Here is a 14,205-nt window from a genome sequence, read left to right as displayed (position 1 = left end):
ATGTTGGGTAAACTCTCAATTGAGTCGATCCCCCACGATCCGATCGTGCTGACCACCCTGGTCGGCGCGGTGCTGGGTGGCCTGGGCGTCATGGCCCTGATCACCAAGTTCAAGCTGTGGGGCTATCTGTGGAAGGAGTGGTTCACTTCGGTGGATCACAAGAAGATCGGCGTGATGTACCTCATCGTCGCCTTCGTCATGCTGCTGCGCGGTTTCTCCGACGCCATCATGATGCGTACCCAGCAGGCGCTCGCCGTCGGCGGGTCCGAGGGTTACCTGCCGCCGCACCACTACGACCAGATCTTCACCGCCCACGGCGTGATCATGATCTTCTTCGTGGCGATGCCGCTGATCACCGGCCTGATGAACCTGGCCGTGCCGCTGCAGATCGGTGCGCGCGACGTCGCGTTCCCGTTCGTCAACTCGCTCAGCTTCTGGCTGTTCGTGTCCGGCGCGGTGCTGATCATGCTGTCGCTGTGGATCGGTGAGTTCGCTGCCACCGGCTGGCTGGCGTTCCCGCCGTTGTCGGGCATCGAATACAGTCCAAGCGTAGGCATGGACTACTACATCTGGGGTCTACAGGTCGCAGGCCTGGGTACCACGCTGAGCGGTATCAACTTCTTCATCACCATCCTGAAGATGCGTACCCCCAGCATGAAGCTGATGCAGATGCCGGTGTTCACCTGGACCGCCCTGGTGACCAACGTGCTGATCGTCGCTGCCTTCCCGGTGCTGACCATCACCCTGGTGCTGCTGACCCTGGACCGTTACCTGGGTACGCACTTCTTCACCAATGACGGTGGCGGCAACGCCATGCTGTACATCAACCTGATCTGGATCTGGGGTCACCCGGAGGTGTACATCCTGGTCCTGCCGGCGTTCGGTGTGTTCTCCGAAGTCATCGCGACCTTCTCGCGCAAGGCGCTGTTCGGCTACAAGGGCATGGTCTACGCCACCGCCTGCATCGGCGTGCTGTCGTTCATCGTGTGGCTGCACCACTTCTTCACCATGGGCTCGGGTGCCAACGTCAATGCCTTCTTCGGCATCACGACGATGATCATCTCGATCCCGACCGGCGTGAAGATCTTCAACTGGCTGTTCACCATGTTCCGCGGTCGCGTGCAGTTCACCACGCCCGTGCTGTGGACCATCGGCTTCATGGTCACCTTCACCATCGGCGGCATGACCGGCGTGATGCTGGCGATCCCGGCCATCGATTTCGTGCTGCACAACAGCCTGTTCCTGATCGCCCACTTCCACAACGTCATCATCGGCGGCGTGGTGTTCGGCATGTTCGCCGGCATCACCTACTGGTGGCCGAAGATGTTCGGCTTCCGCCTCAATGAGTTCTGGGGCAAGTGCGCGTTCTGGTGCTGGTTCATCGGCTTCTACGTGACCTTCATGCCGATGTACGTGCTGGGCTTCATGGGCATGACCCGTCGTCTGCAGAGCACCGTCAACCCGGCCTACGAGCCGCTGCTGCTGGTGGCTGCCGCAGGTGCCTTCATCGTGGGTGCCGGCATCCTGTGCCAGATCATCCAGGTGGCCGTGTCGATCCGCGACCGCAAGAAGACCGCCGACCTGACCGGCGACCCGTGGGATGCCCGTACGCTGGAGTGGGAAACCTCTTCGCCGCCGGCCTTCTACAACTTCGGCAGCCTGCCGGAAGTCACCGAGCTGGACGATTTCTGGGAGCGCAAGCAGCGTGGTGAAGCCTGGCCGAAGCCGGCCAAGTACACCGACATCCACATGCCGCGCAACACCGGCACGGGCGTTGTCATCGGTGCCTTCAGCCTGGTGTTCGGCTTCGCGATGATCTGGCACATCTGGTGGCTGGCCATCGTCGGCTTCGTCGGCATGATCGCCACGTTCATCTACCGCACCTTCGACCAGGACGTGGACTACTGGGTCCCGGCCGCCGAGGTGGAACGCATCGAGAACGAACACCGCAAGCACCTGGAAAACCAGGGCCTGGTGAAGTCGGAGCTGAAGGCATGAGCACCAATACCTCGACCCTGAGCCACGGGCACGCCGCGCAAGCGGCGGCCCATGGCCATGACGACCACGAGCACCACGACACCGGCGGCAACACCGTCTTCGGTTTCTGGGTGTACCTGATGAGCGACTGCCTCATCTTCGCCTCGCTGTTCGCCACCTACGTGGTGCTGGCCGGCGGTACCGATGGCGGCCCGACCGCGAAGGACCTGTTCGAACTGCCGTTCGTTGCATGGGAAACCGCGCTGCTGCTGACCTCCTCGCTGACCTTCGGCCTGGGCATGATTGCCATGCACCGCAAGCAGATGGGCCAGATGTACCTGTGGCTGGGCATCACCTGGCTGCTGGGCTTCGGCTTCATGTGCATGGAAGTGTGGGAGTTCCAGCACCTGATCCATCAGGGCTACGGTCCGGACCGCAGTGCCTTCCTGTCGGCGTTCTTCGCCCTGGTCGGTACCCACGGCCTGCACGTCAGCGCCGGCCTGCTGTGGCTGCTGGTGATGTTCGTGCAGCTGAAGAAGTACGGCCTGACCCCGACCAACAAGACCCGCATGGCGTGCCTGAGCCTGTTCTGGCACTTCCTGGACCTGATCTGGATCGGCGTGTTCTCCGTCGTCTACCTCAATGGAGCCCTGTAATGGCACATGACAACCATGCACACGACCACGGCACCGGCGGCGAAAGCCATGGCACCGTGAAGTCGTACCTGATCGGCTTCGTGCTGGCGGTGGTGCTGACCGTCATCCCGTTCTGGATGGTGATGTCGGGCGACTTCTCGCGCACCGTCAACGGTGTGGTGATCGCGATCACCGCGGTGCTGCAGATGCTGGTCCACCTGGTGTTCTTCCTGCACCTGGACCGCTCTTCGGAAAGCCGCTGGAACGTCAACGCTGCGGCCTTCACCGTGGTGGTGATCGGCATCATCGTGGTCGGTACCCTGTGGGTCATGCACAACATGAACGTGCACATGATGCACTGACGTCCTCGCGACGTTGCCACGCAGAAAGGCCGCCCTCGGGCGGCCTTTTTGTTTGTCTGCGGATATGGGTAGTGCCGGCCGCTGGCCGGCAATCGCGGGAAGCCGGCCGGCTTTACCCCGCCACCCGGCGCAGGAACTCTTCGGCATCCATAGGCCGGCCCAGGTGATAGCCCTGCAGCTGGTCGCAGCCCAGTTCGCTCAGGTATTCGCGCTGCGCCTGCGTCTCCACGCCTTCGGCCACCACCTGCAGCTGCAGGGTGCGGCCCAGCGCGATGATCGACGACACGATGGCGGCATCCTCGTCGTTGCGTTCCAGGTCATGCACGAACGCACGGTCGATCTTCAGTTCGGTGGCCGGCATCCGCTTCAGGTACAGCAGGCTGGAGTAGCCGGTGCCGAAATCGTCGATGGCGATATGCACGCCCATCGCGGTCAGATCGTTGAGAATCGCCAGGCTGGCGTCGACATCCTTCATCGCCGTGGTCTCGGTGATCTCCAGGGTCAACCGCGCCGGCTCGATCCGGTGCCGCTGCAGCACCTCGCGCACGCTGTCCAGCAGGGCCGGCGAGGAGAACTGCAAGGGCGACAGGTTCACCGCCATCGACCATTCGGTATGCCCGGCCTCGTGCCATGCACGCAGCTGTGCACAGGCACGGTCCAGTACCCAGTCACCGATCGGCAGGATCAGGCCACTGCGCTCGGCGATGGGAATGAACACATCCGGCGCCAGCAGGCCCAGTTCCGGGTGCTGCCAGCGCAGCAGGGCCTCGGCGCCGGTAGCTGGTGCGCCAGCGGCCGGGAACTTCGGCTGGTAGTGCAGCAGCAGCTCGTCACGCGCGATCGCCTTGCGCAGGTCCTGCAGCAGGCGCAGCTGGCGGTTGGCACTGAGCTGCATCGACGGAGTGAAGAACGTATAGCCGTTCCGGCCGGTTTCCTTGGTGTGGTACATCGCCGCATCGGCGTGCGCCATCAGTTCGCGCTCGTTGCTGGCGTCATCCGGGTACAGGGCGATGCCGAGACTGGCGCTGACCTGCAGTTCGGCGGCATCCAGGGTGAATGGTTCGCCGGCAGCGGCGATGATGCGTTCGGCCACCACCACCGCATCGTCCGGGGTGTCGATGGCCAGCACGATCACGAACTCGTCGCCGCCGAGGCGCGCGAACGTGTCCTGCGGCCGCAGCAGGCCGCCGATGCGCTGTGCCACCGCCACCAGCAGGCGGTCGCCCAATTGGTGGCCGTAGGCATCGTTGACCGCCTTGAAGCCGTCCAGGTCGCAGAACATCACCGCCACGGCGCGGCCGCGGCGGCGCGCCTTCTCGATGGCCTGTTCGATGCGGTCCTGCAGCAGCATGCGGTTGGGCAGCTGGGTCAGCGGGTCATGCAGGGCGGCCTGGATCAGCTTGTCGTTGGCGTGTGCCAGTGAATCGGCCAGCAACCCGGTACGCACGCGCATCTGCCGATCGAACAGCGAGGCGACCAGGGCGATACCCAGGGTGGCTACAGTGGTGACGATCACCAGCACTGCCAGCCAGCGCGTGTCGATGCCGCCGCTGCCGACCGCGCCGCAGATGCTGCCTTCGGGGAAGCGTGCGGCGGCCATGCCGGTGTAATGCATGCCGACGATGGCCAGGCCCATCACCAGCGAGGCCAGTGCGCGCAGGCGCATGGTGTGGCGCTGCTCGGTACGCAGGCGGAAGGCGATCCACAGCGCGGCGCCGGCGGCACCGATGGCTACTGCAATGGAGGCGGCGAACCAGCCCGGGTGATAGTCGATACCTGGCTGCATGCGCATCGCGGCCATGCCGAGGTAGTGCATGGTGGCAATGCCCAGGCCCATCAGCACGGCGCCGGCCAGCAGTCGTCGCCAGGGCAGGCTGGGTCGTGACACCAGCCACAGCGCATAGGCCGAAGCGCCGATCGACACTGCAAGCGAATACAGGGTGATGCCGAGGTCGTAGCCGACCGGGATCGGCAGGTCGAAGGCCAGCATGCCGATGAAATGCATCGACCAGATACCCAGGCCCATCGCCGCCGCGCCGCCGGCCAGCCACCAGCGGGCCACGCGGCCCTCGGCCGTGGCCAGGCGGCCGGCCATGTCCAGCGCCGTGTACGAAGCAAGAATGGCCACCAGCAGGGAGATGGCGACCAGGCTCTGACTGTAACTGCCAGTCATGTTGAATCCAGAGGGGGAGGGAGGGGCGCCCGCAAGGCGCACACCCGCGACAGCTATCGGCGCGGGTGGGCGGGACTTGAGCGGTCGCAGCACCTGCGACCCGGCTCGGCTATCCTGCCACGCCTGTTCCCGTTGCTGGAAATCATCCGATGGCAAAAGCCCGCACCGCCTACGTCTGCAATGAATGCGGCGCCGAATTCAGCAAGTGGCAGGGCCAGTGCACGGAGTGCAACGCCTGGAACTCGCTGTCGGAAATCGTGCTGGAGAGCGCGGCGGCGGCCAAGGCGCCCGCGTCGCGCCGGGCCGGCTGGGCCGGCAAGATCGACCCGCCGAAGATCACCGCCCTGAAGGACGTGGAGCAGACCGAGCATCGCCGTGTCTCGACCGGCATCGGCGAGTTCGATCGCGTGCTGGGCGGTGGACTGGTCGAGGGCGCGGTGGTACTGGTTGGTGGCGACCCGGGCATCGGCAAGTCGACCCTGCTGCTGCAGGCGGTGGCGAAGATGGCGGCCGAGCTGCCGGTGCTGTACGTCACGGGCGAGGAGTCGCTGGCCCAGGTGGCCGGCCGCGCACACCGCCTGGAATTGCCGCTGGATGGTGTCAACGCGCTGGCCGAGACCGGCGTCGAGTCGATCCTGCAGCATGCGTCCAAGGCCGGCCCACGGCTGATCGTGGCCGACTCCGTGCAGACCCTGTGGACCGAGAGCCTGACCGCCGCGCCCGGCTCGGTCAGCCAGGTACGCGAGAGCGCGGCGCGGCTGGTGCGTTTCGCCAAGGAGACCGGCACCGCCGTGTTCCTGGTCGGCCACGTGACCAAGGAGGGCGGTATCGCCGGCCCGCGCGTGCTCGAACACATGGTCGATGCGGTGCTGTACTTCGAAGGCGAGAGTGGCAGCCGCTTCCGCCTGCTGCGCGCGTTCAAGAACCGCTTCGGTGCGGTCAACGAGCTGGGCGTGTTCGCGATGGGCGACAAGGGCCTGAAGGAAGTCTCCAATCCGTCGGCGATCTTCCTGTCCGGCGGCAGTACCCACCAACCCGGCAGCTGCGTGATGGTCACCCGCGAGGGCACCCGGCCGCTGCTGGTTGAAGTGCAGGCGCTGGTGGATGCCTCGCCGCTGTCGAACCCGCGCCGTGTCGCAGTCGGCCTGGAGCAGAACCGCCTGGCCATGCTGCTGGCCGTGCTGCACCGTCATGGTGGCGTGCTGGTCGGCGACCAGGACGTGTTCGTCAATGTGGTCGGGGGTATCCGCGTACAGGAGACCGCAGCCGACCTGCCGGTGCTGCTGGCGGTGCTGTCCTCGCTGCAGGACCGGCCGCTGGCGGAAAAGACGATTGCGTTTGGCGAGGTTGGCCTGTCCGGTGAGATCCGACCGGTACCCAATGGCGAAGACCGCCTGCGCGAGGCCGCCACCCATGGTTTCAAGCGCGCCATCGTGCCCAAGGCCAATGCGCCCAAGGGCGGTTCGGTGAAGGGTATGGAAGTGATCGCGGTGGAGCGCCTGTCCGAGGCTATCGACGCGGCGTGATCGCGTCGGGCATGGCCCGGCGTCACCACAGCGCACGTGGAATACGGCGGCCGACACGGTAACGGTCAGCCTCCCTGTGCTAGTTTTTCCCGCTCGACGAAGACGCCCTCTGGCGTCTTTCCGTGCCCAGGAGTAAACGATTACATGCAGGACACCGCGCTCACCGCCCCCAACGCCGAAATCCGTCGTGCCGGGGTCGATCTCAATGGACTGATGACGGTGCTGGGCAAGCACCTCTATTCCACCCCGGTGGTGGCGCTGCGTGAGCTGGTGCAGAACGCGCACGACTCGATCATCCGCCGTCGCATCGAACAACCCGGCGTCGAGGTGCCTTCGCGCATTTCGGTGCAGGTCGATGCCGCTGCCGGCGTGCTGCGCATCATCGATACCGGCGCCGGCCTGACCCGCCAGGAGATCCATGACTACCTGGCGACCGTCGGCGTCGGCTACACCCGCGGCCTGCGCCAGGGCGGCGAGGACGATGAGGGCCTGATCGGCATGTTCGGCCTCGGCTTCCTGTCGGCCTTCGTGCTGGCGCGCCGGGTCAGCGTGCGCACCACCTCGTACCAGACGCCGGAACTGGGCCATCTGTACGTGTCCAGCAACGCCGAGCAGTACACCGTCAGCGAAGTGCCGGCACGCGCGGTCGGCACCGAGGTGGAACTGGAGCTGCATCCGGACTTCCTGCCGCTGGCCAACGAGGCGCGCCTGCACGAAGTGCTGGGTCGCTACTGCGCGCTGCTGTCCGAGCCGATCTTCATCGGTGCTGCAGGCGAGGCGCTCAACCCCGAGCCGCCGCCGTGGCGCGGCCAGGGCGATGTGGCCCTGCATCCGGTGCAGGCGCGTCGCCAGGCGCTGCAGTTCGCGGCGCGTTTCGAACATGATTTCGAGCCGATCGTCACCGTGCCGCTGCGTGCCGATGGCAACAGCGATGCCACCGGCCTGCTGTGGGTGCAGGACGGTGCCACCTACGGCACCAGTGACAACCGCAACCTGTCGGTGTTCGTGCGCGGCATGCTGCTGGACGACGATGCGCGTGACCTGCTGCCGCCGTGGGCGGGCTTCATCGGCGGGGTGATCGAATCCTCGCGGCTCACGCCTACCGCCAGCCGCGAAGACCTGCAGCGCGACGACCAGTACCGCGCCGTGCAGCATGCGTTGCTGGAGGCGCTGATCGACGGCTTGGCCGACGTTGCGCGGCAGCAGCCGGAAGCGTGGCGACGTGTATTGAGCCGCCACAACGAGGCGCTGCTGGGCGCGGCGCTGTGCGATGACCGCCTGTTCGACCTGTTGCTGGAGCACGTGCGCGTGCCGACCTCGCAGGGCGATCTGCCTGCCAGTGCGCTGCCCGCACGCGGTGCCGTGCATGTGATCCTCGACAACGGTGGCGGCTTCGAGGAAATGCTGTTCCGCGCGATGGGCGTGCCGGTCGCGCATGGCCATCGCTATGCAGTAGTGCCGTTCCTGCGGCGCTGGGCCCAGGCCAAGGGACTGCGTCTGGTCGAGCTCGGCACCGAGCAGGGCAACCGCGCGCTGTTCCGCAGCGATGACAGCCTCGACGAGGCGCAGCTGGCATGGCTGCGCGAGCAGCTGGGTGACGGCGAACAATTGCTGCCGGCACGCTTCAGTCCCGAGTCGCTGCCGGTGGTGGTGGTGCCCGACCGCGAAGCCGAACTGAAGCAGCGCCTGGAAGACGATGAGAACGACAAGCGCGTTTCAATGGCGGCGCTGCGCCTGGCGCGTCAGTTCACCGCGCGCATCGAATCGCGTGCGCCATCGCGGTTGTACCTCAACCTCGACAACCCCGCGGTGCAGGCGCTGCTGCGCGCCCAGCGCGACGGCCACCCGCAGGCCGAGGCCGCAGCGCGCCTGCTGCGCTCACTGAAGATCATCGTCGCCGCGCAGGGCCGTCCACTGGCCCGCGCGACCGCCACGCCCGGCCCGGATCTCAACGGCGCCTTCACCGATATCGCCGGTGCCCTGCAGCAGATGCTGCGCTGAGCACCGCATCCTCTCATCCAGCCTTCGCTAGACAGGAGTACTTACCCCATGGACATCTGGAACTGGGTCGAAAAACTGCAGGGTGACCTGCGCCAGGCCGGCCAGGCGCAGAATGCGCACCTGCTGAACCGCCTCGCCGACGAGGTGAGCGAACTGCGTGTCGACCGCGTTGACGCGCTGCTGCCCGAAGCGCGAGCGCTGGGCAAGGCGCTGGACAACCCGTGGGTCGACGTCTACGTCGGCCACTGGGCGCTGCGCAACCGCGTCGGCAACCGCGTCGAAGGCGAGAGCGCGCTGGGCGAAGCCGTGGCGCTGTTCGAGCGTGCGCATCGCGAGGACACCCTGGAGTGCCCGCAGTCGATCTGCGTGACCCAGGATCTTGCCGCCTGCTACGGCAACATCGATGGCCCCGGCTGGGTGCCGGAGCGCATCGAGGTGTGCGATGAAACACTGGGCCGCATCGACCCGAGCTGGGCCTGCTTCCAGTGCCTGAGCTGCGAGAAGGCCGATGCACTGCTTGATGATGGCCGCGGCCAGGAGGCACTGGATTACCTGCAGGTGCAGTCCGACGCGATCGAGGCCTGCGGCAAGGAAGTGTTCGACAGCTTCCCGGAGATGCAGATCAAGATCCTGCTGGGCATGGGCCGCGCCGAAGAAGCGCTGCTGCTGATCGAGAAGCGCGAGGCCGAAGTGGCGGCGTCCGGCGAGTACGAGCCGGCCAACTGCACGGTGCCGCGCCGCCTGTCCAAGGCGTGGGCGCTGGCCCAGCTGGACCGCGACGAAGAGGCCCTGCAGCAGCTGGTGCCGTGGAGCGAGCTGACGCCTACCTACTGGCGGCTGTGGGCGAACACCGCCGCAGCGCTGTGCCGGCGTGATCCCGCACGCAATACCTGGGACCTGGGTACGCGCTTCAACACCATCATCGAACACTTTGCCGAGGTTGGCTCGCACCGCCTGCTGATCGAAGTCGCTGCGCTGAGCCTGGAGCTGGCCCTGCAGCGTGGCGCACGCTGGGTGGCGCTGCGCCAGCTGGAACTGGCGCGTACCCATCTGGCACAGCTGCGCCAGGACCGGGGTGCGGCTGCGCTGGTGGCCGGCCTGGCGGCACGCATCGATGCATTGCCGGATGTGGCGCCGCTGCCGGTGCCAGCCGCTGAACTACTGGTTTGGCTGAACGAGCAGGGAGAGCAGAATCAGTCGCGCGATCCCGAACGTGAGGCGCAGTGGCTGCTGCAGGCACAGGCGCAGCTGCCAGATGACGAGGCGCTGGCCGAGATGGCTGCCTCCGCGCTGAGCGCCTGTGGGGCGCAGACGGAAGCGCGCGCATTGCTGTGGCGCTTCGTGCGCGCACACACGCAGGATGATGGCCCGGCCGCCTACACGCTGATGCGCTGGCTGACCGAGCAGGGCGACGACGAAGGCCTGCGCCAGCTGGCTGATGCCTATCGCGGCAGCGTGCCGGTGTTCGCGCACTGGTGCGAGGTGCAGCGCGCCCGTCGCGTGTCCGACTGGCCGGCACTGGAGCAGGCCGCGCAGGCGCTGCTGGCGGCCTCGCCGGGCTCGCATGGCGCACGCGGTACGCTGGCGCGGATGTACATGGAAACCGGTCGCTTCAGCGAGGCGCAGGCCTGCTATGCGCAGCTGGTGGAGCTGCTGGAAGAACCCAACGCCGCACACTGGGACCACATGAGCGCGGCCAGCGCGGCACGCGACTGGGATGCGGTGCGCCGCTCGGCGGCGGCGATCGGCATGGAGCTGTCCAGCCAGGACGGCGTGGTCGAGGAGCCGTGGGGCTGGGTGATCATCCGCAGCGAAGAGAACGGCGAGCCGATGGAGTACTACGCGCGCCGCAGTGGCCCGGTCACCGCACGTATCGTCGAGAACGCACCGGCCAACCGTGCCCAGCAGGTGGGCGACTGGGTGGTGTTCGATGCTGCGCTGGTGCACCCGGCGCCGGAGGAGGAGGAAGCGCGCGAGCATTTCATCCCGACCTATGCGCAGGTGCATGTCCTGGAGCGCGGCGGCTTCGCCCGCAGCTGGCTGATCGACGGCGCGCACCCGGGCGAAGACGCGTGGAATGCCTTTGTCGCAGCGGCCGAGGCGCAGGGCTGGCAGGTGTGGTCGCACAGCCGCCCGGACTACACCGTGACCGATCCGGACGAGGAGGAGGGCACGCTGCCGGGCCTGCTGTTCACCGTCGCCCAGCCGCAGGACCATGCACCGCTGGCGCTGCACCGCTTCCTGCAGCAGGAAACCGCGAAGTGGCCGCATCCGCATTGCTGGCTGCGGCTGGCCGAAGCCTGCGACCAGGATCGCCAGCCGCACCTGGACGTGATCGAGCGTTACGGCTTGTAAGCCGGGTATCGGGTAGTGGCGGGCGCGGGGCGGGCCGGGGGGGGGTTGCTGTGGTGGGGGCGCCCGGGCCCGGTTTTCTGGGGTGGGGCCCCCCCCCCCCCGGCACTACATCAAGGAGAAATACATGCGAAAGACAGGGATGTTCATGATCGCCGGGCTGCTGCTGGCCCCCACCGTGCAGGCCGCACCGGCCTGCCAGGAACCCGTGGCTGTCGCCCGTGCCTTCTACGAGGCAACCACCGGCAATGGCGATCTGCTGGAACCGCCGCCGGCGCTGGTCAGCCCGGCCTTCGGCAAGGCCCTGCGTGGCGAACGCGCCTGCCAGATGCGCGAGGAAGGCATCTGCACCATCGATTCGGACCCGTGGCTGGATGCGCAGGATGGCGACATCGAGAGTCCGGTGCGCTACATCTGGAAAGAGGCCTCGGCGACGTCCGGCCAGGTCGAGATGCGCTATTCGGTATGGAACACGGCCTACGTGACCCGGCTGCCGATGGTGCGCCAGGGCCAGGGCTGCTGGCAGGTGGACGACATCCTCACCAACAGCGGTCGCTCGGTACGGAAGATCCTGGCCCAGCCGCTGCCTTGACCGTCTGCGGCATCCACGCAGGGTGCGGTCCTGTTGCCGACCAGCGGCCGGCACTACCAGGGTGGGTGCCGACCGTTGGCCGGCACACCGCTATCGCGAATGCCCGAACACCAGTTCGATCACGAACTGGCTGCCGAAGAAGGCCAGCAGCAGCAACAGCATTGCCGCCAGCGTCCAGTGCACCGCCTTCATGCCGCGCCAGCCGTAGCGGCGACGGCCGATCAGCAGCACGCCGAACACGATCCACGACAGCACGCTCAGCACGGTCTTGTGCACCAGCTTCTGCGCCAGCAGGTCATCGACGAACAGCACGCCGGTGACCAGGGTCAGGGTCAGCAGCGCGAAGCCGACGGTGATCACCCGGAACAGCAGCGATTCCAGATCCGCCAGCGGCGGCAGGGCGCGCAGCCACGGCCGGAACTCGCGGCGGCGCAGGGCGCGTTCCTGCAGCCACAGCATGATCGCCAGCAGCGCGGCGATGCTCAGCGTGGCGTAGGCCAGCAGCGCCAGCCAGGCGTGGCTGGCCAGGCGCCAGCCCAGCACCTTGCTCGGTTCGTGGCCGTAGCCGTGGTAAGCCAGCAGCAGTACCGCGGCCAGCGGGAACACCACCACGCCCAGTGCCGACATGCGCCCGCGGGCACCGACCAGCGAGGTCAGCCAGGCCATGCCCAGGCCGACCAGCGACAGCGCAGCGAAGAAGTGCATGTCCGGCCCGCCGTTGGTGCGCATCGCCACCATCACGTGGTAGCCGCCGTGCAGCAGCATCGCCGGCAGGGCGGGCCACAGCCAGGCGGGGGAGCCGGTGCTTTCATCGCGGCCAAGCGCACGCACCAGCAGGGCGCTGGCGGCCAGGTAGAGCAGGGCGGCGATGAGAACGATTAACATCGTTGCAGTTTCGCATACCCCTGCGGTGGTGGCGACGGCCCTGTGGTCGCAGTCCGGGGAGGGGAGCGGACCCGTTATACTGTCTGCCTTATTGTCCCCCGCTTTCAGACAGGTTGCGCCGCATGTTCGAGTCACTGACCCAGCGCCTTTCCGGCACCATCGAGCGCCTGCGTGGCCGCGGCCGCCTGACCGAGGAGAACATCCGCGAGGCCACCCGTGAGGTCCGCATCGCGCTGCTCGAGGCCGACGTTGCGCTGCCGGTGGTGCAGGCCCTGATCGAACGCATCAAGGTGCGGGCGGTCGGCCAGGAAGTGCTGAAGTCGCTGACCCCGGGCCAGGCCCTGATCAAGGTCGTTCGCGACGAGCTGACCGCGGTGATGGGCGCCGAAGCCAGCGACCTGAACCTCAATGTGCCCGCTCCGGCCATCATCCTGATGGCGGGCCTGCAGGGCGCCGGCAAGACCACCACGGTGGGCAAGCTGGCCAAGCACCTGAAGGAAAAGCGCAAGAAGAAGGTGATGGTGGTCTCGGCCGACGTCTACCGTCCGGCCGCGATCGAGCAGCTGAAGACCCTGGCCGAGCAGGTCGGCGTGCTGTTCTTCCCGTCCAGCGCCGACCAGAAGCCGGAAGCCATCGTCCGCGCCGCCATCGACGATGCACGCAAGTCGTTCGTCGACGTGCTGCTGGTCGATACCGCCGGCCGCCTGGCCATCGACGAAGCAATGATGGCCGAGATCAAGGCCCTGCACGCGGCGGTGAATCCGGCCGAAACATTGTTCGTGGTCGACGCCATGACCGGCCAGGACGCGGCCAACACCGCCAAGGCCTTCGGCGACGCCCTGCCGCTGACCGGCGTGGTGCTGACCAAGACCGACGGTGACGCCCGTGGCGGTGCCGCGCTGAGCGTGCGCTACATCACCGGCAAGCCGATCAAGTTCGTCGGTGTCAGCGAGAAGCCGGAAGGCCTGGACGTGTTCCACCCGGACCGTATCGCCAGCCGCATCCTCGACATGGGCGACGTGCTGTCGCTGGTCGAGCAGGTCGAGCAGCAGGTTGACAAGGACAAGGCGGCCAAGCTGGCCGAGAAGGTCGCCAAGGGCAAGAAGTTCGATCTGAACGACATGCGTGACCAGCTGGAGCAGATGCAGAACATGGGCGGCATCGGCGGCCTGATGGACAAGCTGCCGGGCCTGGGCAACATCCCCGACCATCTGAAGCAGCAGGTCAGCCAGGGCAAGGAAGTGCCGCGCATGATCGCCATCATCAGCTCGATGACCAAGAAGGAACGGCGCAACCCGAACCTGCTCAACGGCTCGCGCCGCGCGCGCATCGCCAAGGGCTCGGGCGTGACCCCGGCCGACGTCAACAAGCTGATGAAGCAGTACATGCAGATGGAAAAGATGATGAGCAAGATGGCCGGCGGCGGCATGAAGGGCATGTTGCGCAGCATGAAGGGCATGATGGGCGCCATGGGCGGCCGCGGCATGCCGTTCCGTTGATGCGTTGAACACCGGCTTTTTTTGTAGAGTCGAGCCATGCTCGACTACTTTTCTGCCGGTGCCCCGGTCGAGGTAGAGTCGAGATCCTATGTTCGTGGTCAAGCCTGCTGGAAGCAGGCTTGACCCACCTTCAGCATGGCCGGATCGAAGTCCCGGCCGCTTTTGAAGACACCCCAGGCGATCCTGGCCAGCTTTCTGGCCAG

The 14,205-nt window shown here is 66.7% G+C and carries 10 protein-coding genes; 8 read left to right on the top strand and 2 right to left on the bottom strand.

Features of this window, described 5'->3' with window-relative positions; translation table 11 throughout:
* The 3 genes from cyoB to cyoD are packed head-to-tail and all read left to right on the top strand — an operon-like array spanning position 1 to position 2,974.
* Positions 1 to 1,998, top strand: a complete 1,998-nt coding sequence (gene cyoB, locus V3B64_RS08510) for a cytochrome o ubiquinol oxidase subunit I (RefSeq protein ID WP_049462341.1) — start codon at positions 1 to 3, stop codon at positions 1,996 to 1,998.
* Complete coding sequence (gene cyoC, locus V3B64_RS08505; RefSeq protein WP_012510428.1) at positions 1,995 to 2,633, top strand: cytochrome o ubiquinol oxidase subunit III; 639 nt, start codon at positions 1,995 to 1,997, stop codon at positions 2,631 to 2,633. Before cyoB ends, cyoC begins: the two co-directional genes overlap by 4 nt.
* Positions 2,633 to 2,974, top strand: a complete 342-nt coding sequence (gene cyoD, locus V3B64_RS08500) for a cytochrome o ubiquinol oxidase subunit IV (RefSeq protein ID WP_005408584.1) — start codon at positions 2,633 to 2,635, stop codon at positions 2,972 to 2,974. The genes cyoC and cyoD overlap by 1 nt, the downstream gene beginning before the upstream one ends.
* A gap of 112 nt (positions 2,975 to 3,086) precedes the next feature.
* Here cyoD and V3B64_RS08495 read toward each other — a convergent pair whose 3' ends face one another.
* Positions 3,087 to 5,147 carry a bifunctional diguanylate cyclase/phosphodiesterase gene (locus V3B64_RS08495; RefSeq protein WP_329893047.1) on the bottom strand — a complete coding sequence of 687 codons (2,061 nt, stop codon included), beginning with the start codon at positions 5,145 to 5,147 and terminating at the stop codon, positions 3,087 to 3,089.
* A 149-nt stretch (positions 5,148 to 5,296) separates the two neighbouring features.
* Here V3B64_RS08495 and radA point away from each other — a divergent pair, with 149 nt between their 5' ends.
* From radA to V3B64_RS08475, 4 genes are all read left to right on the top strand, one after another.
* Positions 5,297 to 6,673, top strand: coding sequence for a DNA repair protein RadA (radA, locus tag V3B64_RS08490; RefSeq protein ID WP_014646395.1), 1,377 nt, complete (start codon positions 5,297 to 5,299; stop codon positions 6,671 to 6,673).
* A gap of 144 nt (positions 6,674 to 6,817) precedes the next feature.
* On the top strand, positions 6,818 to 8,674 hold the full coding sequence (locus V3B64_RS08485; protein ID WP_180845331.1) for an ATP-binding protein: 1,857 nt from the start codon (positions 6,818 to 6,820) through the stop codon (positions 8,672 to 8,674).
* A gap of 48 nt (positions 8,675 to 8,722) precedes the next feature.
* Positions 8,723 to 11,029, top strand: a complete 2,307-nt coding sequence (locus V3B64_RS08480; RefSeq protein ID WP_149909390.1) for a tetratricopeptide repeat protein — start codon at positions 8,723 to 8,725, stop codon at positions 11,027 to 11,029.
* 124 nt (positions 11,030 to 11,153) lie between these two features.
* Positions 11,154 to 11,618 carry a hypothetical protein gene (locus V3B64_RS08475; protein ID WP_329913940.1) on the top strand — a complete coding sequence of 155 codons (465 nt, stop codon included), beginning with the start codon at positions 11,154 to 11,156 and terminating at the stop codon, positions 11,616 to 11,618.
* A 90-nt stretch (positions 11,619 to 11,708) separates the two neighbouring features.
* Here V3B64_RS08475 and ccsA read toward each other — a convergent pair whose 3' ends face one another.
* The gene (gene ccsA, locus V3B64_RS08470; protein WP_032127560.1) at positions 11,709 to 12,503 is read right to left on the bottom strand and encodes a cytochrome c biogenesis protein CcsA; all 795 of its coding nucleotides are present in this window, start codon (positions 12,501 to 12,503) and stop codon (positions 11,709 to 11,711) included.
* A 122-nt stretch (positions 12,504 to 12,625) separates the two neighbouring features.
* On the opposite strand from ccsA, the gene ffh reads away from it, so the two are divergent.
* Entirely contained in the window at positions 12,626 to 14,002 is a 1,377-nt protein-coding gene (gene ffh / locus V3B64_RS08465; protein ID WP_005408591.1) for a signal recognition particle protein, read from the top strand.
* The last annotated feature ends 203 nt before the right edge of the window (positions 14,003 to 14,205 follow it).

It is taken from the genome of Stenotrophomonas sp. SMYL86 (genome assembly GCF_036320025.1).
Taxonomy (GTDB): Bacteria; Pseudomonadota; Gammaproteobacteria; order Xanthomonadales; family Xanthomonadaceae; genus Stenotrophomonas; species Stenotrophomonas maltophilia_A.
The sequence above is the reverse complement of the archived record's forward strand: the minus strand, read 5'-3'. Positions and strand labels throughout refer to the sequence as shown.